Origin of the sequence: Massilimicrobiota sp. An134 (assembly GCF_002160815.1) — a bacterium.
Taxonomy (GTDB): domain Bacteria; phylum Bacillota_I; class Bacilli_A; order Erysipelotrichales; family Coprobacillaceae; genus Allocoprobacillus; species Allocoprobacillus merdigallinarum.
The window spans coordinates 24,430-50,276 of the sequence record NZ_NFLH01000014.1; the positions used below are offsets into that span (position 1 = coordinate 24,430).

Below are 25,847 nucleotides of genomic sequence, written 5' to 3' on the forward strand. Positions count from 1 at the left end.
AATCATTTTATTTCGGAGTTCGAATAGTATCAGGCAATTAGTAGGTGTCATTCAATGAATTATACTTACATCACACATATAAAAAAGTTATATTTTTTGTTAAACAAGACATATGGAGACGGCAGTGTTTTTTTCGCCGAAAACTAGATGGATACAACAATACAAAAGGTGATTTTAGAGAATATTAAGATGAAATTTTGTCAGATAAGATTATGAAGAGAGTGGAATGTTACAAGTTAAAAGAGTGACTTATATATGATGATTATGAATTAAAGAGAAGAAAAATATGATTTTAGGGTACATATACTGCATATATAGAATCAGTAACGAGATAATTTGATTTATCGATGTATGTTGTTTTTAATACGGTAGAAGAATTGAAACATAGGGAATCAGCGCAGTTAGAAATGATTGTTGATGTTTTGAAATAGTTTGAAAATATATAAATTAAAGGAGATTGTTATGTTAGAAAAACTTTTTGTAAAGAAACTGTTTGGTTTATTTGATAATGAGATAAATTTCAGAGATGGTGGAATTACGGTTGTTGTTGGACAAAATGGTTGTGGGAAAACTACAATGTTGAATATTCTAAATGCAATTTTTTCCAAGAATCATAGCCATCTTTTTCAATATCAATTTGATTATATCGAATTAATAATATCAAGTCATGTATTAAAAATCGAAGTAATTAATGAATATCTTGAAGATGAAGAAATAACAATAAAAAGTTTGAAATATCATGTGGATTCACAAGTATTAGAAAAATGTTATAGAGAAAATAGTAAAATAAATTCCCCTATATTTTGGATAAGAGCCATTCCTTCATTAAGAAGAAGACCAGGAAATATGATTTACGATATGAGAGGGGGAGAAGTGCTAACTTTATCTGAAGTAATAGATACATATTTTGATGAACTACCAGAAGAAGTAAAGAATGACCTTGTTACAATACCTCATGAAGTGCAAGAATTAATTTCTGATATACAGATAGAGTTAATAACAACTGAACGATTGAAAAGAATTTATCCATATGATGAAGATAGAAGAAGTGAATTTGTACAGAAATTTGCAGTAGAGTATTGTTCTGAAGAATTGCGTAATAATATTAAAAACATTTTGTCAGAGTATGCCAATACTTCCCAAAAACTTGACGAACAATTTCCATCCAAGATTTTAAAGGCAATAGAGAAACACAAACAATTTTCAGTAGAAGAATTAAAAAATAATATGCAGAAAATAGATGAGTTAAGAAAAAAGCATGTAGAGGCAGGGGTATTGGAAGAGAGTAATGACAAAATTCTCAATGTTAATGTAAATCCTAAAAGTTTGGATGAAAGTACAGCTGCAATTTTATCAGTATATTATCAAGATACGAAAATAAAACTCGAATCACTTAATAGTATATCGGATAGGATTGTATTATTTAAAAATATGATAACCAATAAATTTGGCATTAATAAGGAGATTTTTATTAGTAAAGATAATGGAATTGTCGTATTACAAAAACAGTCAAATAAAAATTTAGAGTTGAGATTGTTATCTTCAGGGGAACAACAGGAATTAGTTCTACTATATAATCTTATTTTTAAGGGTGAAAAAGAAAAATTAATTTTAATTGATGAACCAGAAATTTCATTGAATGTTTGTTGGCAAAGAGAATTCTTGGATGATATGAAAAAAATTGTTCAAATGAATGGATTTTCTATTTTAATTGCAACTCATTCTCCACAGATAATCAATGATAATTGGGAGTTAGTGGATACTTTAGGAGATTATGAATAAATGAAAGAAAGTACTAAAGAAAAAATGAGTTTGTCTCCTGATGAATTGGCAACCGAGCTTTCTATGATAAGCAAAGAGTATTTAATTGTTGAAGGACAAAGTGATAAATATTTTTGGGAACATTTACATTGTGGTGGGTTAAAAAAAAGACTGGTTAGAGTAGCAAATAAAAAACAATGTTCAGGAAATAAGGAGTATGTAAAGCAAGTTATTTCTATAATGAATGGAAGGCAGAAAAATAATGTAGTTGGTGTGATAGATTTAGATTATGATTTTGTCAGGGATAAAATAGAGAGCATTGATAATTTGTACTATTATAAATATATTGATTTAGAAAATGTTTTGATTCAATCCTCTGTATTTTCTGAGGTGAATACGTTAATTTCTTCTGAAAATAAGAAATTAGAAGATGATGTATTAAAAAATATTTTATATAAAAAAGCGTATATTTTAGGAATTCTAAGATTACTAAATGATATTGAAAAATATAATTTTTGTTTTGAAGGCCTCGATTATAAGAAATTGTTAAATAATGATGATGAAAAGTTTTTGGAGTATTTTGTGGCAAGAATGAATCTTAATAAAGAAAGAGAAGATATTTATTCAAAAGTTAAATTGTTACTTGAAAAAAAATATGCCAGCGAATATATTTGTAATGGTCATGATTTAATAAATATTTTTAGCGAGTTAACGAGAAAAATAATTTCAACTGACAATCCAATAAAATATACGGAAGAAGTATTGGGTAAAATGTTAATTTTGGGTTATAGAATAACAGATAATTCCTCGGATGTACAAGACTGTACAGATATTATATTAATCGAAGATGTATGAAAATATAGTTTATGTATATAGTAACACTATATACAACTGTAAGACACATAACTGTATTTCCAATTTAAATTTTTCTTTAAAAATAAATGTGAAAAGATAGCGTGTTATTGTAAATCTACTGGAAATTCTTTTCTCAAAAACAGTTGAAAAATTTGATTGTACAATTTTTACACATCGTAAGATTTTAGAGTGTTGTTTTAATGTTATCATTATTAACTTTATAATGGATGCTGAATTATATACTCGATCTGAGTATATTTTGAGTACATTATGTAATTTAAAAAATCAAAAATGGGTATAATCTGCTAATATTGGATAAAATTAACAAAATGCAATATGATATAAGAAGGAACGATTTGCAAAAGTTGAGTTCGGATAAGATAAAAAGTTTTAAAGTTGTATTAGTTATTGGGTAATTTCTGGTCTAAAGAATTAATGATATATCTAGCAACTAATACTATATTAATTAATGGTACTATTTTGGTACTAAGATGTTCTGTAAATAAAAATAATCTGCAGAAACTAAGATAAAATTACACTAAATACAGCCATAAAAATACTTAATAAAACTAAAATATTTTAAAGCTTATCATACGTTGGTGAATAGAAAGAAAAAAAGCCCATATAATCAGGGAATTTTGAAGTTAAAATGTAAGCTGGTGGCAAACTGGTGGCACTTTTAAAGTGATTTTTAACTTAATATGATATGTTTTTTTAGAAACTACGGAAGCTATTTCGTAGTTTTTTTGTTGTTTCTTACACCATTACCTCAATATGTCGTAGGAAAGGACTTATTTTGTTATCGGAGCGTATAAAGTCAGCTTGAAACTTTATATAACATATGTGATCATAGATGGGAATTTATACTATGATAAATGACAATATTATGTCGATATGGATGAATATAAGAAATATCATCAATAAAGAAGATTTTTTCATGAAAAAAGGAGTCCAGATTGTCTGGCTTCCTTTTTAGAACAAATCAGAATGTGTACCTGTTCTAACCAATGCAAGTGTCAATTCACCTTTTTCTATTCTATAAATGAGAAGCCAATCAGGCTCAATATGGCATTCTCTAAAGTTTCTATAATTGCCTGTCAATTCGTGGTCACGATATTTTTCATCAAGTGGACGCTGATTAGCCAGTTCATTAACAACGTATTTCAGCTTTTCCAAATCTTTTCCACGTTTCTTCATCAGCTTATAGTCTTTTTTGAAGGTATGATGATACCTGATTTTAAGCATCTAAATCATCGAATAATTCATCCACAGTATCAAATGATTTGCTGAGATTCTGATTGTTTGCTGTTTCATCAAGAATCTTAAGAGTATCACTGTTATATAGAGAAACATCAAAAGGTATTCTGCGTTCTCTACACATTTTTTTAATAAAGATTGTCAATGCAGTCGTTGGATTCAAACCTAGTTCTTCACATATCTTTTCGAAATCTTTCTTGACTGAATCATTGATTCTGAAGCTCATCTGTGCCATGTTTCATTCGCCTCCTTCTCTCACCATCATTATACCAAAATGTAATTCGTTGTCAATACATTGAACTACATTGATAGTATACGCAGTTTCAACCATTTTATGCACTATCTCATATCACTATTCATTATGGTAGTATATCTTTAATTGTTTATATACATGATTCATTTATTTTTGTTATAGTGTAAATAATTATATTATAAAAAGGTGATGAAAATCAATTAATGATAATCATTGCTTTTTTTGGGTATAATAAAATTATCGAGCGATTAGATTTACATAATCTCTTTAAAATAATAAATATAACGTATTTCAGTTATCATTGTAGTATAAAATAATCGAATAAATGAATTGTTCAAAGCATATGGAAATAAATTGAATATAAGAAATTTGAGTTGTTTAAAGGGAATGATTAAATTGATAATTCATATTGACAATAAAGATTTATCAGAAAAACTTCAATTTGCAAAAAAGTTAAATGAAATAGTTCCAGACAATGAGATGATTTTTGATTTTACAAAAATGCATAAATTTGATCCTCTTCCTATGTTGTTTATGGGAGCTATCATACGTCATTATATAAACAAGTTTCCACAAATATCCTTTGACTTTACTGGTGTTGATAATGGTGGAAAGAATTATGCAGGCACAATGGGTTTCTTTAAATATATTTCATCATCATTAGAAATTGGAAAGAAACCTGGTGAAGCAAACGGGAGTCAAAATTATATACCCATAACACCAATAGTTATAGATGAATTACAGAAAAAAGAATATGCGAAAGGGAACTATATGGTTCTTGGTGAGTTAATTGCAGCTGAAGCGAGTCGATTAGCACGTGTTGTAGATAGAGGAAATAAAGAATTGCATAGATTACTTACATTTTTAATTCGTGAGATTTTACGAAATACACCAGAACATGCTAAAACAAATACTGTTTGGATATGTGGGCAATATTGGCCAACTTACGAACTTGCAGAAATAGCAATTTTAGATGAAGGAATTGGCATTTATAACAGTTTGGTACAAAATGCTGCACATAAAGAATATATTACGAATAATCAAGAAGCATTATATTAGGCGTTAAAAGCCGGATATCGTCATATTGATACAGCAGCAGCTTATTTTAATGAGGAGGATGTAGGAAGAGCAGTCAAAGATAGTGGTATTCCTAGAGAAGACATCTTTATTACAAGCAAACTATGGTTACAGGATTATGGTTATGAACAAGCAAAAATAGGTATTGCAAGATCACTGAGAAAACTTGATTTAGGATATATTGATTTATATTTGATTCATCAACCCTATGGTGATGTTACAGGAGCTTGGAAAGCTATGGAAGAAGCTAAAGAAGCTGGACAAATCAAATCAATAGGTGTCAGCAATATGACACCTAAGATTTGGAATCAGTATGTTCCTCAATTCAAAACAAAACCAGCTGTTAATCAGGTTGAATGTAATCCATTCTGTCAACAAAGAGAACTTCGTCAAATTTTAGATAAAGATGATGTTAAATTAGAATGTTATTATCCATTGGGACATGGTAATACTGATTTATTAGGACATCCATTAGTCACTTCATTAGCACAAAAATATAACAAGGATGCAGGACAGATTTTATTACGTTTTGAAACACAGGATGGGCTTATTGTTTTACCTAAGTCTACCAATCCCCAAAGAATTCAAGGTAATATACAAATTTTTGATTTTCAATTAACTGAACAAGAAATGGAAGCTATGAGAGCATTGGATACTGGTAAAACCACACATGATCCAGAAGCTGATGGTGTGGAAGATATGTTACGTAATGCTTTTGTGATAGAAGATTAAATAAAAATATATGATAGCACTTCAGGTTTTAAAGTGTACCCCATGTCAAGGACAATTAAATAAAAAGGTATATTTTATAAAAAAATTATCTTATATGATTATGTCAAGGAGGAATGACACAGTCTTAAGCCACTGGTCAAGATCAGTGGCTTTGTGTCTAAGATGATTATGTATATTTTTAATGATTATAAAAAATTTAAACTTGTTTGTGTTAAGTATGACAAATGTATTGAATTCAAGACCAACAGAAATGGTAATATCATTGAAGGAATCCTTTTCAAAGGAATTTATTATCATTGGATTGCCTTCCCATCTCTTAATGCTTCCTGTCAGCTTACTGTTTTTTTTAGATTCTTTTTGGAATGAGGAATAGCTTTTCAATCAGAATTATCAATCCTACACTGATGGCTATAAGTTCATCTCCACTCGAGAATATATTTTCCAGCTTGAAAATCAATGCGAGATTTTATCAGTTGATTGAGAAGCAGACTCGTTTTGAATATGAGCTTGTGTTTATTGGGTATATATCTGCCATTCTTCTATGTAGATTGGCTTTCCTTAATCTCATACTAACATTAAGTAAAAAAGAAAAGACGGCAACTTGCCGTCAATATATTATATCAATATGATTGTTTATCATATTTCCAAGCCTTCATCATTGTCGAGATGATGACTTATCATCTTCTCTATAACATCCAAATATGATTTTGTTTCTGTTAATGAACGCTCTATTTTTCTTTTTTCAAGTCTATAATTCAAAATATAACGTGTTCGAGCTTCCCACAATGAAAACATCTCACTATGATCATCAATATACTCATTAAGATACAATTCAACATTATTGATGTTTGCTAATCTTATTAATTGGTCAATATCGTGGGTTTTTGGATAGTTGACTCCATTCATTTCAAGCATATACTTGATGGATAGCTCCAGTGCCTGCTGGATATGATATCCGACATAATTAAGATAAGCTTCATCATTTATGGCAATGGTTGAGTAAATACTTTCTGCAACCTTTAAATTCTGCTTTGCCTTGTCAAAAAGAGTTTCATTGTTCATATATGACCACTCCTTTCTTTTTTATTTCTTTCTTAAGACGTTCATCAGCAGTGAAATTAGTCCATAAGTCAAATACAAAATCAAAATACCTATTGATTACTTTTTTATCCTTCTTCAATTCTACATATAGGTCAATGTCAGAATCATTATGACAATTTGAAGTGATGCTTGAGCCAAATAATGTTATAGACTTTATGTCGGCATCCTGTTTGAGATAATCAAGCATTTCTTTTACTTTCCTTTGTTGTGTTGGATATACTTTCTCGCAGAATGGAAATGGATTTTGAATGCAAATTTTATATTTCAACTTAGACCACCACCTTATATTATAAGTATACCATATATAAACAAATATTTTCCAGTAAATTAACGACCGCAACTTGCCATCATTATAGTTCCATATCATTTTCTTCTTGTAGCTCATCATTAATCAATTGATTATTGGTAAGCACGGTAGATGTTAAATCGGATTGAATTTCATATGATTGAGTTGCTGCGATTTTTCGATAAAGGCGTTCGTTGCACCCAATTCCTGTTCCACAGATTCTTTATTTCTCATCATGATTGACAGATGGGCTTTTCCTTATCTTAGTGCTCTTTTTTGTTGACGCTTATTGTAGCTATTTTTCTAGCTTCTGATAGGCAATCTTTTCTTCAGGAGACATTTTCCTTGTCTTGAGGCGACCATCATTGTATTTTCTAGTATCTTCAAATCTTTCCAAGTGCGGTGCTTCCTTTTTTGTTCGTTGGACAATGTTACTTATATGTTTTGGCCCAAGATTATGTGAATCAATATCAAAGGAAGAAAGTGTGAAAGAAAGGGTATCACTCTTTGAATAGCAAGTCCAGAATTCCATTTTAAACTTTTGAGAATTTTGTGAGATATCTTTTTAATATATGGATTATCCCTGAGTATTTTCATTTGTATGTTATAAAAGAAATCTGTTTTATATAGTTTTTTATTAGTAAGTTACTTATCATAGTGAACATCTTGATATAAATCATTATGATATATTTCAGCATTGTTACCTAGAAAAGCCTGGCTTGCATAAATGTCATCTTGTAATTGCCACATTAACCATGCTGTAACATATCCATCTGCTGAATATAACATCTCTCCGTGATCAGCCTCTTTTCTTCGCATCATGACTTTTGGTGAAGGAATTTTATCATACATTTGTTGCATGGCTTCTAAAGGAATAACAGCTTTGGTTTCAAAATCACCTTCTGTTCCTGCAATCATGAATAGGGGAATAGAAATTTGAGTGAGATCATAGAACCATCCCAAATCATGAGCCATTTTTTCATGAGTGGGTGATAAAGCAATAGCTGTTTTATAAATCTGTTGATGTTTTGTATGAGATATAGCAGTCAATACACCAGCACCACCTTGAGAATGACCCGTTAGACCAATGTGTTTCAAATCAATATGATGGTGGAGAATATGATTTTGATTTTCATTAATTTTTATTAAGTAGTCAATTGTTTCATCAGCTGATAAACCAAATCCTGTGCTTGGATCATCATTGCCAATGACAATAAATCCCCATGAAGCCAAATGCTGAAACAAAGCAGGATATTTTTTAGGTAAAACACCAGTTCCGTTTCATATAACAACAACAGGATATTGTTTTTGTGTCTTTTTTAATTCTTGAGGATAATAGATATGGAAATACTTTGTGAGTTCTGTTCCATTTTCTTTTTGATATGAGATATCATTTGGACCTAATTGAAGATACTGAACTTCTATTGAGCCACCTGTTTTAATAGTCTTTGTATAATTGGTTGGAACAGATGGAATTGTAGACATTAATAAAAGTAAACAACCAACAAGCAATATTAAAATCAAAAGAATTATAGCTATTATTTTTATCATATTTTTAATCACTTATTTACTGATTCCTCTACAGGTATATATTTATCTAAATAAGCTTCTACTGTTTGCATATATTGATAATAGATTTTATTGTCATTTTGTAAGCCATGTCCGGAATGTTCAGCTACAAAGTATTGATAATCAACATGATGATCTTGATAGGCTTTTAATAAACGTTGTGAACCTTTAAAAGGTTGTACTTTATCATATTTTCCATAAGCAACAATACTTGGTACGGTTTCTTCGTTAATCCACATGAGAGCTGAAATAGGTTTGACTTTTTCAAGATATGTCTGATCTTGAATCATTTCAGATGTGATTTGTGTCCCAGACATGACACTGAATAAGCCGGCTGCACCTTGTCTGGCTTCATCTGTATTTTGATCAAATCCATATATATTCCAATCTTCTTTGTAAAAGCTTGATGGACCTACAGCACCAAAGAGCAACTGAATGGGAACAGGGGATGTTTTGGCATCACGATAAGCATAAATCATCGCAAGAGTATGTCCTGCTGATCCCCCGGCAATTGCCATTTGATCAATGGAATAACCATATTGTTTGGCTTGTTCAATGATATGAGGAATAGCGTCTTTGATTTCTAGAGATTGTGTATAGACATTGGCATCAGGATTGTCTTCATTAAAAAGTGTATAATTAATCCCAACAGCAACATATCCTTTGAAACGAAGCCATGATAATATATCTTTATCTCCTGATTTGTCTCCATAGGTAAACCCTCCAGCATGGAGATAAACAACCAATCCATAATGTTTTTTTGTCTGATCATGAGGTAAATACATATCAAATCGGTTTGATTCTTTTTCGCCATAAGATAAATCAGTATACAATGTTCCAACTTCTGGTGTCATTTTCACTTCATCATTTTTGGCCCATGAAGGTTTTAACACAACTTTTGAACCTATTCCTAGTAAAAAACAAACGACAAATGTCATTATGCATATAAATATAAACATTTTGCGGTCTCCCTTTTTTAAACTCATAAAAAGTTTCCTCCAAATAATGTACCACCTAAAAGTAAGTTTAAAATAGTTCTCAATGCTAATCTTCCTAATACAAAAGCCATAATAGCAATAATCAAAAGAATCATTATACGTGTTTTTGTTAAAGTCATATTTTCTCCTTTCGTTTCTATCTTGACAAGATCGTTTGTATTTTGTTAAAATTCTGATGAAACATATGTATCATCGGATGAAACAAGTGTATCATGGTTGGTTGGCTTATTCAAGTTATTTAAAAAAATGATACGAAAAGGAGGATTGTGTTACATCATGGATAATGATGAAAGAAATCAATATGTCAAAGTGGCAATGACAAAAGCATTATTAGAACTTTTAAATACAAAAAATTTAAAGGATATAAAGATTAGTGAAATTACTGAAAAAGCTCAAGTTGGGAGAGTTTCTTTTTATCGTAACTATAAAGATAAAGAAGATATTTTAAAACAATATCTTGACAAAATTATCAAAGAATGGAAACTTCAAGATCAGATGCCCTTTGAATTGATTATGAAAACTTTATTTGAACATTTGGTAGCTTATAAAGATTTTTATATTTTACTTTATCAAAAAGATTTATTTTATTTATTTAGAAATACTTTAAAAAAATTAATGATTCAAGATAATCAATTATCTAATCCAGAAGCCTATGCAGTCGCTTATATGACTTATGGCATTTATGGCTGGATTAAAGAGTGGATTGCACGAGGCATGCAAGAAAGTCCGGATGATATTTATGCTTTTATGGAAGCACAAAAAACAGATAAATCTCATATATAAAAGGAAAGTTCTTATGTTATTTTCAACATTTGAACTTTTCTTTTATTCTTGCAAAGTTTCTTTATAATGTGTTCCCCATTGTCCCATAATATCAATAATAGGACGAAGCGATTCACCTATTTCACTTAAACTATATTCAACTCTTGGTGGTACTTCAGGATAAGCCGTTCTAATGACGATACCATCTTCTACCATGGATTTAAGCGTAGCAGTTAAAACTTTTTGAGAAATTCCATCTAATGATCTCCTTAGTTCATTATAACGTTTTTTTTCAGTCATCAAATCTCTTAAAATGAGTAGTTTCCACTTACTTCCTATAAGTTGAACAGTTGTCGCAACAGGACATTCAGGTAAATTTTCTTTTTTGATCATTTTAAACACTCCTTATAGTCAATTTTTATGATATATGCCAAAAGTTATGTATATAAGAATTATATGATATAAGCATATCATGATGCAAATCATAAAATCAATTTTTTTTATAATTCCTACTTTTTGGTAACTATAGCACAAAAAAGTGCCTACTTACAAATTTATCAAATTTGGAGTATATTATGATAGAGGAGAGAAGAACAATGGAAAAACAAATGGATTTAAATAAAAAAGTCTTTTATACCTGTTCATACAAATATTGAAAATGTAGAACTTGATGGTGAAAAAGTATTAAGAGTTATCAAAGTTGAAAAAATCATGGAATTTGATGAAAATACTTATGCAAAATTAAAAGATTTTTCATTTCACAATGGAACAATCGAAGTAAAAATGTTAAGTCGTCTATTGCCTGATGCACCAGATTTCGCAAGAGGATTTATAGGTATTGCTTATCGTATTACAGATGATGACAAGCAATTTGAGTCATTTTATGTACGACCAACAAATGGTAAACAATGTCAAGATCCTATGAGAAAAACGCATGGATGTCAGTATTTTTCATATCCAAAATATACTTTTGAATATTTTAGAAATCATCAGATTGCACAATATGAAGCACCTGTTGATATTGATTTGAATGAATGGATTCAATTAAAAGCAGTTATCGAAGATGAACATGCTTCATTTTATATCAATGATAAGCTGATTCTTGTTGTAGAAGATATGAAACATGGAAAAGATTTGAAAGGTTCAGTTGGATTTTTTGTAGATATTGGAACAGAAGCCTTCTTTAAAGATTTAAAAATTGATATCAAATAGTTATTTGAAATGCTAACCCTGGGGTTAGCTTTTAAAGTTCATGAAATATAGGTTGCATCTTATCAAAAGTACAATAATGTTGAAATCCTAATTTTTTAAGTTCTTCTTTGGCTTCTTCAATATAAGCACCGAGATGATCGGGTTGATGTGAATCACTACCAATTGTAATAATTTGACCACCCAGTTCTTTATAAAGCTTTAAAATATTTCGAGATGGGGTCATATCTTTTAAGCCATAACGATGATATGAAGTATTGATTTCAATGCCTTTACCATCTTTGATAACAATCTCTAAAATGTCTTTGACAATATCTTGAATATAAGCAAAATCAATAACACCATTTAAATCATAACGTGTAATCAAATCCATATGTCCTAAAACACTATAATCTTTATATGTTTTTACAACTTCAAGCATTTCCTGATAATAGCGCATATTATATTCAAGCTGTGTTTTGCCTTTTTGAAAATCCTGTGTCCAAAATTCTTGATCTTCTACCTGATGAATAGAAAGAATAATAAAATCAAAAGGATATTCATGAAATAATTTTTGATATTTTTCAATTGTATGTGTCTGAATACCAAATTCCAGTCCCATTTTTAGTGTCATCTGATCTTTATATTTTTCTTTTAACTCATCAATTTCTTTTTCATATTCAGGATAATTGACATTTGCTAAAAGTGTTTCATATCTTTTTTGAAAAGCACGTGGATCATCCCAGTCATATTTGATTCCATAATCCACATGATCAGTAAAACAGATTTCTGATAATCCTTTATTAATTCCATCTTTCACAACATCTTCCATGAGATATTCACTATCATCACTATAGTGAGTATGTACATGATAATCACAAAGCATAATATTCCTCCTATCTTTATTTCTAGTTTATCAAAAAAACATAAAATAGAAAGCTAAAAACATCTTCCTGACAAATATTTTTCAATAAAACAAGATTATTTCTTTATTTTCAGAATATATTTTGTAAATCCTATTTACAAAATATAAGCTTATACATTTTATTTTTTAAAACAGGTTTTGAAACTTTCGTTCAAGTCTTTTATCATGAAATCCTTTTTGTTAAATTAAAAAAGCAGAAAGGAGAAAAGTTATGGAAAGTATCAGAAATTATAAAAGTGTAAATCTTTGGCAACGTTATCAGAATAGTTATTTAAGTTACTTTTTCATGTATAATTTTTATTATTTATCATGGGCATTATTTAGTGCTTTGATTTCAGTTTATTTGATGGGCATGGGATTTAAAGCCAGTGAGGTTTCATTGGTTGTGTCTGCATCATTTTTAACATCTTTAATCACACAACCCATCATTGGTAAATGGAATGATCAGTATAATCTCAAAAAAGTGAATACTGTTTTATTTGTCATTGCGATTGTGGGTGGTCTTGTTTTTATGTTATCACGTCATCTTATCATGATTATGATCAGTTACAGTGTTGTCTTGATGAGCATTAATGGTGTCAATCCTATCATGGAAAAAATTGCGACTGCATCCCCTTATCAATATGGAAAAATAAGAATTTGGGGAACGATTGGTTATGCGGTTGCATCTAAGATATCAGGTATTGTTTATGATGATGTTTCACCAGAAGCTATGTATGCATTCTTTACGATAGGATTGATTGTATGTGTCATAGGTATTTATGGCACACAAAATGTAAAACAGGTCAAAACGCAAAAGAAAGAAAAATCTACAGGCCTTTTACAAAAAAACTTTATTATCTATTTAGTGATTGTTTGCCTGTTTTATGCTATCACAAATACCAATACAACCTATTTACCAGCTATGTTTCAAAATCTGGGATTATCAATGAATATAATATCGACAGTGATTTTTATTTTAACTCTTTCAGAACTACCGATTATTTATTTTTCACAGTATTATATGAATAGATTAACTAATAAACAGTTACTTGTCGGTATATTTTTATTACTAACGATACAGTTTTTTACTTATTCCTTTATAAAACAGGCAATGATTGTGATCATTGTATCAATATGTACAAAAGCAGTTTCCACAATGTTATTTATCATGTTGAATTTAAAAATCGTCGCAACGATTGTGGATATGAAACATCAGATGAGTGCCTTAGCCCTTGTTCAGACATGTCGTAATTTTGGCTCTATTGTATTTCAGTTTGTTGCTGGATATTTGATTGATTTTTATTCATATGATATATTTTATTTAATTCTATGTTTATTATCTATAGTGGGTATGGTGATTTGTATCTTTTATAGAATACCAAGTGGAAATCATCAACATTTATTTGATTAGGAGGTTTTTTATGGAATTTCAAGATAAGGTTGTGGTTGTGACAGGTGGCGCTAAAGGTATTGGGAAATGCATTGCTGAAATGTTTCAAAAAGAAGGGGCACATGTTTGCATTATTGATGGTGAAAAGAATGATTATTTTCAGGGTGATGTTGGCAGTCAAGATATTTTAGAACAGTTTCATCAAAAAGTGATTGATGATTATGGGCATATAGATTATTTGATTCATAACGCAAAACCACTGTTTAAAGGAATTGAAGAATGTAGTTATGATGAATTTCAATATGCTTTATCTGTTGGTGTCACTGCTCCGTTTTATTTGACGAAATTGTTTCAAGATGATTTTCGTAAAGGAGGTTGTATTATCAATATTTCTTCATCAAGAGATGGGATGAGTCAGCCTCAAAGTGAAAGCTATAGTGCGGCTAAAGGTGGTATTCATGCCTTAACGCATAGTTTAGCCATGTCCTTAGCTGGAAAAGTGCGTGTGAATTCTATTTCACCTGGATGGATTCAAACAGAATCAGACCAGACAGTTTATCAGGGAGCAGATGTTTTACAACATCCTGTTAAACGTATTGGCAAAGTTGAAGATATTGCTCATATGGTTTTATTTTTATGTAGTGATAAAGCTAGTTTTATCACTGGTGAAAACATTTGTATTGATGGTGGTATGACAAAGCAGATGATTTATCATGGAGAACATGGATGGGAATATAAGGGATAGAAAAGATATAGCGCAATGGCTATATCTTTTTTAAAATTCATCTTCTTTTATAATATCAATGGTTGAAAAACGTCCTTTTTCAATCATTGAAGAAATCTTTGTTTTTCTTTCTACGTTTTGATCATAGTTTAATGCAAAGATGCAGGAATAAAGTAAATCTAATATATATTCAAAAGAAATATCAGTAGAAAAAGTCGCAATCTTTGAATAAAGCTTTTCTCTTGTACAAATTCTTAAAACCACATCTGCATGTTTAGAAACAGTGTTTTCACCAATGTTTGTTAAAGCGATGATGGGAATGCCATTGGCTTTTAAAGCTTGAATGACCCTTGAAAGAATGGGTGTTTCGCCTGAATAGGAAACAATAATAGCACAAGAATGAGGTTCAGCATTCATGGCACTATAAACCAGTTCTCCTTGCAGATGACAGATCGTGACTTTCTTTTGAATTCTAGACATATTATGTGCAAACTCCTGTGAAATTAGACCATTATTACTAACTGCAAAAACATAAATAGAAGATGCTTTACGAATGATTTGAACAGCTTTTTGTAAATCATCATGAGTCACAAGTGATAATGTATCATCAATGGCTTCTTTCTTTAAAGTCGCAAGTTTGGAAGCAATAGACATAATTGTATCATCATTGGTAAATGGAAAGTTTGCATCTACATCTAAAAAATGTGTTTCCAGATATTCTTCCTCTTTTAAATAAGCTTCTTTTAATTCATTCCATCCTTTGAATTTCATCTTATGTGCAATTCTGATTAAAGTAGAAGGTGAAGTATATGTAGCGTTTGCTATATCCTTGGTTGTCATATCCTTAATTTTCATTTTTTCTTTTAAAATAAAATCAATAATGACTCTTTCGCTATGAGAAAAGTCACATCTTTCTAATCGTTCTCTAATTAACATGGATATCACCTCATTTTTATCATAGCATAATTTTTTTAAGGACTCTAGAATCACCCAAAGATTCAAAATGAATTTACAGAATTGTATATAAAAAACAACTTATTTGTAAATGGAGTTTTATTTCAATGAAATACCATTGTTTAATGAATCTAAAATCAATATGATAAAAGTGCTTATAAAAATGATAAGGAGGAATCGTATGTTATCAAATTCAAAATTAGGTTTTGGGTTAATGAGATTACCAAAAGACAAGCAAGGTCAAATCAAGTTAGATGAAGTCCAGAGAATGGTTGATTCTTATATGGAAAGAGGATTTAACTATTTTGATACGGCTTATGTGTATGAAGGAAGTGAAGAAGCTATTCGTCAAACTTTAGTTGAAAAGTATCCTAGAGATGTTTATACATTAGCAGATAAGCTTCCTGCATGGAAATTAACTTGTCAGGAAGATGTTGAAAGGATTTTTCAGGAATCATTAAATAGAACGGGTGTTGATTATTTTGATTTCTATCTATTGCATAGTGTTGAAAAGAGTCATTATCCAACATATGAAAAATATCAATGTTTTGATTTTATTCAAGAAATGAAAAAGCAGGGAAAAATCAAATATATGGGATTCTCATTTCATGATGATGCTGATTTTTTAGACAAAGTTTTAACAGAACATCCTGAAGTAGATTTTGTACAGCTACAACTTAATTATTTGGACTGGGAAAATGGCGTGATTCAATCAAGAAAGAATTATGAAGTGGCCAGAAAACACAATAAACCGATTGTTGTGATGGAACCTATTAAAGGTGGAACACTGGCAAGTTTTTCTGAGGATATTGAAAAAATATATAAAGATTATGCTCCTAACAAATCTATCGCTTCATGGGCTTTGCGCTATATTGCCTCATTGGATGGCGTAATGACGATTTTATCAGGAATGTCAAATATCGAACAAATGAATGATAATTTGGATACGATGACTCATTTTGAAAAAATCAATAATGAAGAAGCCAAATTGATCAAGCAAGTTACAGATCAAGTCTTATCATATCCAACTATTCCATGTACAAAATGTCGTTACTGTACATCAGGCTGTCCAATGCATATTCAAATACCGGATTTATTTACAGCTTATAACAGTGCCAAAATGTATGGCGAAAATAGACGCTATCAGACTTATTATAAAGATCATAGCACAGGAGATTATCAACCCGCTAAAGCTTGCATTGCATGTGGACAATGTGAAAGTGTCTGTCCACAGCACTTAGAGATTATATCTTTACTCAAAGAAGTATCAGAAGTTTTTGATTCATAGAAAAGGAGATGGAATCATGAGTCGTGATTATTTATTTCGTTATTTTTATCGCTGGGTGAGCACAATGAAAAATGCACATGTCTGTCATGACAAGAGTATTGTGTGTTTTTGTAATGATAAGTATCATGCTCATATCATATTTTATAAAGAGTTTAACATGATGGAATTATCTATTGAGGATAAATGGACTGAAAAGAATGTGTTTTATTTACATTTTGAAATGATGGATATTTTATCAACCAGAAAAAACATTCTCTCTTTCTTCCAATTTCTAAAAGATGAAAATCATCACAATAAAGTAAATTCCTCTTTAAAACTTTCTTCTTTAAAAATATTAATCTGTTGTACATCAGGTTTAACAAGTCATTATTATGCTTCTTTAATGCAACAGGCTCAACAAAATATCATTGTGGATGCTTATCCAATAATGAATGTAGAAGGTGTAGCAAATGATTATGATCTCATTTTATTAGCACCTCAAGTGGCTTATATGTATCCAAATTTAAAAAGAAAGTTTGGCAAAAAGGTTATGGAAGTAGAAGCCTTAGATTTTGCGACAGGAAATGTTAATCATACTTTAGAAAGTATTTTTGTATAGATGTTTTTAACGATGCGTAATAATCATAATTGAATATATGTTTATATGATTTTCTTCTGTTATTTTGTTAAAATTATGTGTTCATCTTATCAAATATTTCCATTATAGATGGTTTTGTTGGGTTTAAAAAACTAATAAGATGAAAAGATATTGATATCAATAGAAATATACTTATAATAAAATTATAAGCTTATATTTTATATGAGGAAAGGAGAAAGAAGATGGTATTAAGTAAAGATTTTTTATGGGGTGGAGCTTTAGCTGCCCATCAATTTGAAGGTGGTGTTTTAGAAACATCAAAAGGTTTAAGTGTCGCAGATGTCATGACAGCAGGAGCACATGGCGTACCTAGAGAAATTACGGATGGTGTGATTGAAGGAAAATACTATCCTAATCATGTTGGGATTGATTTCTATCATCATTATAAAGAAGATATTGCCATGTTTGCTGATATGGGCTTTAAATGTTTTAGAACATCTATTGCCTGGACACGTATCTTTCCATTGGGTGATGAAGAAGAACCTAATGAAGAAGGATTACAGTTCTATGATGATGTTTTTGATGAATTATTAAAATATGGTATTGAACCAGTCATTACTTTATCTCATTTTGAAATGCCATATCATTTAGCTAAAGAATATGGTGGGTTCATGAACAGAAAGACAATTGATTTCTTTGTGAAATTCGCAAAGGTCTGCTTTGAAAGATATAAAGATAAAGTCAAATATTGGATGACTTTCAATGAGATCAACAATCAGATGAATTATAAGAATGATATCTTCGGATGGACAAACAGCGGAGCTCATTTTGGAGATTATGATAATCCAGAGGAAGCCATGTATAAATGCGCTCATCATACCCTAGTTGCCAGTGCTCTAGCTGTCAAAGCAGGTAAGGAAATCAATCCTGATTTCAAGATTGGAAACATGATAGCCATGGTTCCTATTTATCCATACTCTTGTCGTCCTGCGGATATGGTGTTATCAGTACAAATGATGCATGATCGCTGGTTCTTCTGTGATGTCCAATGTCGAGGACATTATCCAGCTTATGCTTTAAAGATGTTTGAAAGAAAAGGATTTGATATTGATATTACAGAAGAGGATAAAAAAATCTTAGCAGAGGGAACAGTGGATTATATTGGATTCAGTTATTATATGACAAACACTGTAGATTCAACAGCGCATAAAGATGTTTCTAAGGCAACAGATGGTTCTAGTGAATACAGTGTAGAAAATCCATATGTCAAAGTTTCTGACTGGGGATGGGCTATTGATCCAGAAGGATTAAGATATGCCTTGAATATTTTCTATGAAAGATATGAAAAACCATTATTCATTGTAGAAAATGGATTTGGCGCAATAGATGTTAAAGAAGTAGATGGTTCATGCCATGATCCATACCGTATTGATTATCTAAGAGCACATATTGAAGAAATGAAGAAAGCAGTAGAAGAAGATGGAGTAGATTTAATGGGATATACACCATGGGGATGTATTGACTGTATTTCATTTACAACAGGAGAAATGAAAAAACGTTATGGATTTATTTATGTTGATAGAGATAATGAAGGACATGGAACATTGGAAAGAAGCAAAAAAGATTCTTATGACTGGTATAAGAAAGTCATTGCTTCTAATGGTGAAGATTTAGATTAATCAAAAAGAGAATACAATATTAAAAAGAGGTTCCAAGATTTTCTTGGAGCTTTTTTTGTAAAAAATCATAGACTTGAAAATATTTATTATTGAGAATATTTAAAAAAATAGATAAGATAGAATTATGGGAAAAGTGGTGAAATCATGGTTAAAAACAATTTAAAATCATTAATAGTGATATTAGGCATCATTGGAGCATTGATGATAGGCATTATTTATTATCATTATCAATATCCTAATACACAAAATCGCATATTTGGTGTGACATACATGACAATGAATAATCCTTTTTATGAAGTTATCAACAATGAGTTATTGAAAGCAATAGAAGACAATGGCGATCAGCTTCTTGTCAGAGATCCTGCTTTAGATGTGGATAAACAAATAGAACAGATATACTCATTTATTGATTATCATGTAGATGGTATTTTTATTAATCCCATTGATTCTGAGAAAATTACACCAGCATTAGAAGCGGCTCATCAAGCTGGAATACCTGTTATTGTTGTGGATGCACCTGTTAAAAATGAAGAACTTGTGAATTGTACAATTGTTTCAGATAATTATGATGCAGGGGTACAATGTGCCAATGATATGATGAAAAGATTTGATTCTGCGCGCATTGTTTTGTTGAAACATACAAATGTCAAATCTGCGAAAGATCGTATAGATGGTTTTTTAGATACAATAGATGGATTATCACAATATCAAGTTGTAGATGAAGGTGAGTGTGAAGGACAGGTAGAACTGGCGATGCCTTTAATGGAAGATATATTACAGCGTCAATCAAATATTGATGTTGTCATGGCATTGAATGATCCAAGTGCTTTAGGAGCTTTGGCTGCATTGGAAGCACATCATCAGGAAAATACAGTTGTTTATGGAGTTGATGGAACACCTGATATGAAAACACTTATAGGTGGTCATGCAATGATAGCTGGAACAGTCGCTCAATCACCTATTTCTATTGGGCATCTGGCAGCAGAAAAAATGTATGAATACTTAGCAGGAAAAGATATTGAAAATGAAGTTGTCATACCTGTTCAACTGATTAATGAAGATAATATTGAAATGTATGATGAAACGGGGTGGCAATAATGCAATATTCTTATCAGCGTTTATTATCATTTTTAAGAAATGCAATGACGATATTGAATATGTTGATTGTTGTTTTTTATGGCAGTGTTATTCTTTTGACAACGCAATATATTGTTTCCACACGTTTGGCTAGGGATTTTTTAGATCGGATTACGCATCTTCCACATCAGCCCATTGTTGCATTTTTTGGTTCATTGATGTTGTATGGTATATTTATCTTTATTATGTATAGTCGTAGTGAAAAAGTAATTGCGCATAAAAGACTCAATTTTATTTATAGTTTTATTGAAATGATTGTTAGTTTTACTTTGATTTATTTTTTGTATATGGAATATAATGGTATCTTGTTGCTTGTTTTTTGTGATTGTATATTTCATTTAAGAGATGGAAGATATTCTAAGTGGTTTATTTGGGTTTTGGTTGTGGCTTATTTAATATCTAGTTATGATGTTTTTTCGGCTATTTTTCCATTGACAAGTATAAATGAATATTTTCAAATCTATGGATCACAAATTAATGGTATCTTTATGATGAGTAAGTCATGTTTAGAAACGCTCAATATGATATTGTTTATTGCTTTTATGATTGTTTATCTGGTAGATGAAATACAAAAGAATCAGCATATTTCTCAAGAATTGGATATGGTGCATCAGGTGAATAAAGAATTAGAAAATTATGCAGCCATTACCGAAAAAATTGGAGAAAACAATGAAAGAAAACGTCTGGCTAGAGAAATTCATGATACTTTAGGTCATGCCTTGACGGGAATAGCAGCAGGAGTGGATGCTTGTATTGCGATGATTGATCAAAATCCTAAAGCAACGAAAGCGCAGCTACAAGTTATTTCAAAAGTTGTCAGGCAGGGCATTAAAGATGTTCGTAATTCTTTAAATAAGTTAAGACCAGGAGCTTTAGAAGAACATAGTTTAAAAGAAGCTATAGAACGTATGATAGGAGAATTTTCCAGTGTAAGTGATCTGACGATTGCATTAGAGTATGAACTAGAAAATATAGATCTGGAAAAAACAAAAGAAGAAATTTTATTTAGAATTATACAGGAATCTATTACGAATGCTTTGCGTCATGGACATGCGACAGAAGTTCATATTCATCTTTATCAGGAAAATCATTTCTTATATCTCAAAATACAGGATAATGGAATTGGTTGTGATCATGTCCATTATGGATTTGGCTTAACACAAATGAGAGAACGTCTTGCGGTTATTAATGGTCAGGTAGAGTTTGATGGTCATCATGGCTTTTTGACAATCGCTAAAATACCAGTATAAGTAAGAGGAGAGGACAGATAATGATTAAAGTGATTATTGCAGATGATCAGGAATTGATTAGAGAATCTTTAAAAATTGTATTAGGGACACATGAAGATATCCAGGTTGTAGATGTTGCATCGGATGGGTTTGAAGTGATTCATATTCTTGAACAAGAAACAGCTGATGTCATTTTGATGGATATTCGTATGCCAGGAATGGATGGTGTTCACTGTACAAAAATTGTGAAGGAAAAATATCCTCAAACAAAAATTATTATTTTGACAACATTTGATGATGACGATTTCGTATTTAGTGCGCTTAAATATGGAGCGAGTGGTTATTTATTGAAAGGTGTAGGAATGGATGAGCTTTATCAGGCTATTATCACTGTGAATAGTGGTGGAGCTATGATTAATCCCGATATTGCCACGAAAGTTTTCAGCATGTTTTCTAAAATGACACAAAATAATTATGCAATTCAGGTTGATGAAGAGGCTATTCAAGATATTAGTCATCCTGAATGGCGAGTGATTCAGCAAGTTGCATTTGGATTATCCAATAAAGAAATAGCACAAAAGCTTTTTCTATCAGAAGGAACAGTAAGAAATTATTTAAGTTCGATTTTATCTAAATTAAATTTAAGAGATCGTACACAACTGGCAATATGGGCGGTACAAACAGGTATTACGACAAAGGATTTTAGCGATGAGTAGAAAAAAGATAGTCTGTATACTGGTTGTATTGGGATGTCTTTTATGTGTTGTTTGGCGCCCTCAACGCATAACTTTAAAAGTTGGTATTTTTGCTGGAAGTAACTGGGATGTACCTAATGGTGATTGTTATAAAATTATTGATCAGGCTATTGAAAGATATGAAGAGGAAAATCCTGATATTCATATTGAATATGAAAGTGGTATTTTAAAAGATGATTATTCAGAATGGTTATCTGCTCAATATTTAAAAGGAGAAGAACCAGACATCTTTATGGTCTTAAGTGAAGATTTTAATACTTTAAGTGCGCTAGGTGCATTAAAGAACTTAGATGATTTTATGCAAAAAGATAGTCAGTTTCATAGCGATGATTACTATGAAAACGCCTTGCTTGCAGGGCAATATCAGCATCATCAGTATGCTTTGCCTTATGAAAGTAATCCAACATTAATGTTTGTGAATCAAACATTACTGCAAAAAGAAAATATAGATCTTCCAAGTAATGACTGGACTTTAGATGATTTTTATAATATCTGTCAACAAGTAACAAAAGATACGAATAATGATGGACAGATTGACCAATATGGTTGTTATAATTATGATTGGTTAGACTCTGTTTATAGTCATGAAGTGAGTTTGTTTGATGAAACAGGTCAGACATGTTATTTAAACCAGGAACCTGTAAAAAATGCGATTGCTTTCATTCAGAGATTGAATCAATTGAATAAAGGCTATACAGTGACTTCTCAGGATTTTGATACAGGGAAGGTGGCATTTTCTCCGATGCCTTTTGCACAATATCGTACTTATAAGCCTTATCCTTATCGTGTTCAAAAATATTCTCAGTTTGAATGGGATTGTGTTCCTATGCCTGGGATGACAGAAAGTCGTAGTGAAGTGTCTTCATTATTGATGGGTATTTCTGCTCGTACATCTTATGGACAGCAGGCCTGGGATTTTTTAAAACTACTAACATATGATCAAGAAACGCAAGAAAGTCTTTTTCGCTATTCACAGGGAATATCATCTTTAAAAACTGTTATTCAATCAACTGAAGCATTAAGTCTACTCAACGAAGAATCCTTAGGAGATACGCAAGTTGATTTAAGCTTGTTGAATGATGTTATGGAAAATGCTATGAATCAAAATCAATTTCGAAAATATAATGCCACTCTAACAATGATGGATACACAGATACAACAGATGATACAAAATAATGAAGATTTAGATTTATCATTAATGTCTTTACAAAATGAAGTTAATGAATATTTAAGAGAATAAAGCATCAAAAATTGTATATTTTTCTAACTTGTTTATGATTTATAATGAGTCATGAAAAAATAAGAGATTTCAACAATGATTTTACGCTATCATTTAAGAAATCTCTTTTTATATTTCATTATTATATTCTTTTGTATCTGTAATTAGAGGCTTTCTCTTATTTTGTTTCTCACCATCATAAGACTATATCCTAGTCAATTTTTACCCTTCCAATAAGACATATCATATCTTTTTTTATCATTCATTGACAAACCAATACCCCAGATTTTATCGCCAACAGCGCATTCAGCCAATATAGTTTCTTGTGTGTTTAATAATTCTATTTTTAATTGTTCATTTTGTGAAAATTTAGCTAATAAACCTTCATAAATAATAATTTGCCTGATACCATTCCAATAAGATTCATTATAATTGGAAACTTCTCTTCCTAACGCTTTGATAGTGGCAGGATTATCAGTAGATAGTATTTTTTCAGCAATTTCATGATCATGAAAATATTTAGCTTTCATATACATCATGTATTGTTCCATAGAAGAAAAGGACATATCATGTATAGTAAACTGTGATATGTACCAATTACTTAAATATCCATTTTCTTCATCTGGGTTATGAAAGAAAACAAGATCCATATTAGTATTCACCCACTTTCTTGACTGCCAATTCTAAATTATCAGTTAGGTAAAAAATCCTCTACCATAATCATGCTTATCTTCTCCATAGCCATAAGTAGGTTTAATCATTTTATGAGGACTTCCATGATATAAAATAATTTTCGTCATATGATCTGTTCCTTTCTTTTCAACTGAGTTAATAATAATAAAACTATACTGAAAACTTATCTATGTGGAAAGTCATTGATGACAGCAATAACATAGCTCCATCCTGTTGTATAAATATGAGTGTTTTCTCATCTTTCTTGTTAATTACTTTGAATATTTCATGATGAGATTTATATTGATAAAATATCCCATTCTATAATAACAATTCATTCTTCTTATGGATAATTTTGCTATATGTTTTTATTGAGTACAAGAGTTAATTGTTAAGAAAAGAAATTTATTAAAAAAGCATGACAAATGTCATATTTGTTTCTATCATCTGTCATGATAAAAATGTGACAATAGACAGATGGAATGAAAGGGCTTAATTGATACAATAATGGTGTCAAAAAGAGGAGGGGAAAAAAGAAATGAAATACTTAGTCTTGGTAAGTCATGGACAATTTGCTGATGGATTAAAAGATGCACTTTCCATGTTAGCAGGAGAACGTGATGATGTTTTATCAGCTGGTTTAAAAAATGGAAAAAGTGCTGATGAATTCGCTGAAGAATTTTCACATGTTATTGAGGGTATTCATCAAGATGATGAAATCATTTTATTAGGTGATTTGATTGGTGGATCTCCACTGACAACAGCTATGAATGTAATCGCTGAAAAAGGATTAAGTGAACATTGTACAACAATAGGTGGAATGAATTTACCACTTGCTTTAACAACAGTATTGATGAAAGATACAATGGCACGTGATGACCTTGTTGTACAAGTTTTAAATGAAGCACAAAGTGCTTTAAAAGAATTTAAAGTTGTTAATGATGATGAAGATGATATTTAAAGGAGGAGAATAATATGTCAGTTTCATTTATTCGTATTGATGATCGTATGATTCATGGGCAAACATGTACACGTTGGGCTCGTGAATATCCATGTGATGGATTGATTGCTGTGAATGATAAAGCAGCTAAAAATGATGTGTTAAAAGCTGCTTATAAAGCTGCCAGTGGAAAGAAAACATTTGTTTGGACATTGGATGACTTTCAAAAAAAGGCACAAAAGGTTTTAGATAGTGATACAAGATATTTCTTGATTACTAAAAACCCAGTTGATATGTGTAAAATTTTAGTGGATCAAGGGTTCAAATGTGGTATTGATACAGTCATTGTTGGACCATGTAATGATCGAGAAGGGGCAGTCAAATTAGGAAATAACCAGTCTATTACACAAGAAGAAGCAGATGCTTTCGAGAAAATTGCTAAAGCTGGTTATAAAATCAAATTTGCCTTATTACCAGATGTTTCTATTGGAACATGGGATGATTTTAAAGGAAAATTTGGATATTAAAAAATAAAGG

General features: G+C 30.6%; 28 protein-coding genes and 2 pseudogenes. 17 read left to right on the top strand and 13 right to left on the bottom strand.

Annotated elements, in window-relative coordinates:
* Positions 1 to 462 precede the first annotated feature (462 nt).
* A complete protein-coding gene (locus tag B5E79_RS07205; RefSeq protein WP_087297500.1) occupies positions 463 to 1,782 on the top strand; it encodes an AAA family ATPase in 1,320 nt (439 codons plus the stop codon).
* Complete coding sequence (locus B5E79_RS07210; RefSeq protein ID WP_087297501.1) at positions 1,783 to 2,616, top strand: hypothetical protein; 834 nt, start codon at positions 1,783 to 1,785, stop codon at positions 2,614 to 2,616.
* A 972-nt stretch (positions 2,617 to 3,588) separates the two neighbouring features.
* Here the strand turns inward: B5E79_RS07210 and B5E79_RS07215 are convergent.
* Both B5E79_RS07215 and B5E79_RS07220 read right to left on the bottom strand, forming a co-directional pair.
* Entirely contained in the window at positions 3,589 to 3,861 is a 273-nt protein-coding gene (locus tag B5E79_RS07215) for a type II toxin-antitoxin system YafQ family toxin (RefSeq protein WP_087297502.1), read from the bottom strand.
* On the bottom strand, positions 3,854 to 4,108 hold the full coding sequence (locus tag B5E79_RS07220; RefSeq protein ID WP_087244239.1) for a type II toxin-antitoxin system RelB/DinJ family antitoxin: 255 nt from the start codon (positions 4,106 to 4,108) through the stop codon (positions 3,854 to 3,856). The genes B5E79_RS07215 and B5E79_RS07220 overlap by 8 nt, the downstream gene beginning before the upstream one ends.
* Before the next feature lie 405 nt (positions 4,109 to 4,513).
* Here B5E79_RS07220 and B5E79_RS13665 point away from each other — a divergent pair, with 405 nt between their 5' ends.
* Positions 4,514 to 5,185, top strand: coding sequence for a hypothetical protein (locus B5E79_RS13665; RefSeq protein WP_206393146.1), 672 nt, complete (start codon positions 4,514 to 4,516; stop codon positions 5,183 to 5,185).
* Between the two features lie 12 nt (positions 5,186 to 5,197).
* A pseudogene (locus B5E79_RS07225) lies at positions 5,198 to 5,935 on the top strand (aldo/keto reductase); the annotation flags it as partial.
* A gap of 636 nt (positions 5,936 to 6,571) precedes the next feature.
* Here the strand turns inward: B5E79_RS07225 and B5E79_RS07235 are convergent.
* The 6 genes and pseudogenes from B5E79_RS07235 to B5E79_RS13925 form a co-directional block, all read right to left on the bottom strand.
* Positions 6,572 to 6,997, bottom strand: coding sequence for a HEPN domain-containing protein (locus B5E79_RS07235; RefSeq protein WP_087297504.1), 426 nt, complete (start codon positions 6,995 to 6,997; stop codon positions 6,572 to 6,574).
* Positions 6,987 to 7,304, bottom strand: coding sequence for a nucleotidyltransferase family protein (locus B5E79_RS07240; protein WP_158093979.1), 318 nt, complete (start codon positions 7,302 to 7,304; stop codon positions 6,987 to 6,989). Before B5E79_RS07240 ends, B5E79_RS07235 begins: the two co-directional genes overlap by 11 nt.
* Before the next feature lie 663 nt (positions 7,305 to 7,967).
* A pseudogene (locus tag B5E79_RS07250) lies at positions 7,968 to 8,588 on the bottom strand (alpha/beta hydrolase family protein); the annotation flags it as partial.
* A gap of 15 nt (positions 8,589 to 8,603) precedes the next feature.
* Positions 8,604 to 8,873, bottom strand: a complete 270-nt coding sequence (locus B5E79_RS07255; RefSeq protein ID WP_087297507.1) for a hypothetical protein — start codon at positions 8,871 to 8,873, stop codon at positions 8,604 to 8,606.
* A gap of 8 nt (positions 8,874 to 8,881) precedes the next feature.
* Positions 8,882 to 9,850 (bottom strand): alpha/beta hydrolase fold domain-containing protein, encoded by a 969-nt coding sequence (locus B5E79_RS07260; RefSeq protein ID WP_087297527.1) that lies wholly within the window; start codon positions 9,848 to 9,850, stop codon positions 8,882 to 8,884.
* A 23-nt stretch (positions 9,851 to 9,873) separates the two neighbouring features.
* Positions 9,874 to 10,008, bottom strand: coding sequence for a hypothetical protein (locus B5E79_RS13925; protein WP_255374748.1), 135 nt, complete (start codon positions 10,006 to 10,008; stop codon positions 9,874 to 9,876).
* A gap of 157 nt (positions 10,009 to 10,165) precedes the next feature.
* Here B5E79_RS13925 and B5E79_RS07265 point away from each other — a divergent pair, with 157 nt between their 5' ends.
* On the top strand, positions 10,166 to 10,672 hold the full coding sequence (locus B5E79_RS07265) for a TetR/AcrR family transcriptional regulator (RefSeq protein WP_158093978.1): 507 nt from the start codon (positions 10,166 to 10,168) through the stop codon (positions 10,670 to 10,672).
* A gap of 42 nt (positions 10,673 to 10,714) precedes the next feature.
* Here the strand turns inward: B5E79_RS07265 and B5E79_RS07270 are convergent, their stop codons facing one another.
* Positions 10,715 to 11,044: a winged helix-turn-helix transcriptional regulator gene (locus tag B5E79_RS07270; protein WP_087244251.1), complete on the bottom strand. Its 330-nt coding sequence runs from the start codon at positions 11,042 to 11,044 to the stop codon at positions 10,715 to 10,717.
* A 318-nt stretch (positions 11,045 to 11,362) separates the two neighbouring features.
* On the opposite strand from B5E79_RS07270, the gene B5E79_RS07275 reads away from it, so the two are divergent.
* Positions 11,363 to 11,863 carry a family 16 glycoside hydrolase gene (locus B5E79_RS07275; protein ID WP_241147470.1) on the top strand — a complete coding sequence of 167 codons (501 nt, stop codon included), beginning with the start codon at positions 11,363 to 11,365 and terminating at the stop codon, positions 11,861 to 11,863.
* 31 nt (positions 11,864 to 11,894) lie between these two features.
* Here the strand turns inward: B5E79_RS07275 and B5E79_RS07280 are convergent, their stop codons facing one another.
* Positions 11,895 to 12,725, bottom strand: a complete 831-nt coding sequence (locus B5E79_RS07280) for a histidinol-phosphatase HisJ family protein (protein ID WP_087297510.1) — start codon at positions 12,723 to 12,725, stop codon at positions 11,895 to 11,897.
* A 250-nt stretch (positions 12,726 to 12,975) separates the two neighbouring features.
* Between B5E79_RS07280 and B5E79_RS07285 the strand changes: the two genes are divergently transcribed.
* Together B5E79_RS07285 and B5E79_RS07290 are read left to right on the top strand one after the other, a co-directional pair.
* Complete coding sequence (locus B5E79_RS07285) at positions 12,976 to 14,157, top strand: MFS transporter (protein ID WP_087297511.1); 1,182 nt, start codon at positions 12,976 to 12,978, stop codon at positions 14,155 to 14,157.
* A gap of 10 nt (positions 14,158 to 14,167) precedes the next feature.
* The gene (locus B5E79_RS07290; RefSeq protein WP_087297512.1) at positions 14,168 to 14,881 is read left to right on the top strand and encodes an SDR family NAD(P)-dependent oxidoreductase; all 714 of its coding nucleotides are present in this window, start codon (positions 14,168 to 14,170) and stop codon (positions 14,879 to 14,881) included.
* Between the two features lie 30 nt (positions 14,882 to 14,911).
* On the opposite strand, the gene B5E79_RS07295 is transcribed toward B5E79_RS07290, so the two are convergent.
* Positions 14,912 to 15,796, bottom strand: coding sequence for a MurR/RpiR family transcriptional regulator (locus B5E79_RS07295; RefSeq protein WP_087297513.1), 885 nt, complete (start codon positions 15,794 to 15,796; stop codon positions 14,912 to 14,914).
* A gap of 199 nt (positions 15,797 to 15,995) precedes the next feature.
* On the opposite strand from B5E79_RS07295, the gene B5E79_RS07300 reads away from it, so the two are divergent.
* From B5E79_RS07300 to B5E79_RS07330, 7 genes are all read left to right on the top strand, one after another.
* Positions 15,996 to 17,102, top strand: a complete 1,107-nt coding sequence (locus tag B5E79_RS07300) for an aldo/keto reductase (RefSeq protein ID WP_087297514.1) — start codon at positions 15,996 to 15,998, stop codon at positions 17,100 to 17,102.
* A gap of 16 nt (positions 17,103 to 17,118) precedes the next feature.
* Positions 17,119 to 17,700 (top strand): PTS sugar transporter subunit IIB, encoded by a 582-nt coding sequence (locus B5E79_RS07305; protein WP_087297515.1) that lies wholly within the window; start codon positions 17,119 to 17,121, stop codon positions 17,698 to 17,700.
* A gap of 221 nt (positions 17,701 to 17,921) precedes the next feature.
* Entirely contained in the window at positions 17,922 to 19,358 is a 1,437-nt protein-coding gene (locus B5E79_RS07310) for a 6-phospho-beta-glucosidase (RefSeq protein ID WP_087297516.1), read from the top strand.
* A 144-nt stretch (positions 19,359 to 19,502) separates the two neighbouring features.
* On the top strand, positions 19,503 to 20,456 hold the full coding sequence (locus B5E79_RS07315) for a sugar ABC transporter substrate-binding protein (protein ID WP_087244260.1): 954 nt from the start codon (positions 19,503 to 19,505) through the stop codon (positions 20,454 to 20,456).
* On the top strand, positions 20,456 to 21,745 hold the full coding sequence (locus B5E79_RS07320) for a sensor histidine kinase (RefSeq protein ID WP_087244261.1): 1,290 nt from the start codon (positions 20,456 to 20,458) through the stop codon (positions 21,743 to 21,745). Before B5E79_RS07315 ends, B5E79_RS07320 begins: the two co-directional genes overlap by 1 nt.
* Before the next feature lie 20 nt (positions 21,746 to 21,765).
* Positions 21,766 to 22,440: a response regulator transcription factor gene (locus B5E79_RS07325; RefSeq protein WP_087297517.1), complete on the top strand. Its 675-nt coding sequence runs from the start codon at positions 21,766 to 21,768 to the stop codon at positions 22,438 to 22,440.
* Positions 22,433 to 23,719 (top strand): ABC transporter substrate-binding protein, encoded by a 1,287-nt coding sequence (locus B5E79_RS07330; protein WP_206393149.1) that lies wholly within the window; start codon positions 22,433 to 22,435, stop codon positions 23,717 to 23,719. Before B5E79_RS07325 ends, B5E79_RS07330 begins: the two co-directional genes overlap by 8 nt.
* A 194-nt stretch (positions 23,720 to 23,913) precedes the next feature.
* Here the strand turns inward: B5E79_RS07330 and B5E79_RS07335 are convergent, their stop codons facing one another.
* On the bottom strand, positions 23,914 to 24,348 hold the full coding sequence (locus B5E79_RS07335) for an NADAR family protein (protein ID WP_087297518.1): 435 nt from the start codon (positions 24,346 to 24,348) through the stop codon (positions 23,914 to 23,916).
* Positions 24,349 to 24,393: 45 nt separating this feature from the next.
* The gene (locus B5E79_RS13345) at positions 24,394 to 24,498 is read right to left on the bottom strand and encodes a DUF3990 domain-containing protein (RefSeq protein ID WP_143746597.1); all 105 of its coding nucleotides are present in this window, start codon (positions 24,496 to 24,498) and stop codon (positions 24,394 to 24,396) included.
* A 410-nt stretch (positions 24,499 to 24,908) separates the two neighbouring features.
* Here B5E79_RS13345 and B5E79_RS07340 point away from each other — a divergent pair, with 410 nt between their 5' ends.
* Together B5E79_RS07340 and B5E79_RS07345 are read left to right on the top strand one after the other, a co-directional pair.
* Complete coding sequence (locus tag B5E79_RS07340) at positions 24,909 to 25,331, top strand: PTS sugar transporter subunit IIA (RefSeq protein ID WP_087244266.1); 423 nt, start codon at positions 24,909 to 24,911, stop codon at positions 25,329 to 25,331.
* Positions 25,332 to 25,345: 14 nt separating this feature from the next.
* Positions 25,346 to 25,837 (top strand): PTS sugar transporter subunit IIB, encoded by a 492-nt coding sequence (locus B5E79_RS07345; protein WP_087244267.1) that lies wholly within the window; start codon positions 25,346 to 25,348, stop codon positions 25,835 to 25,837.
* Positions 25,838 to 25,847 lie beyond the last annotated feature (10 nt).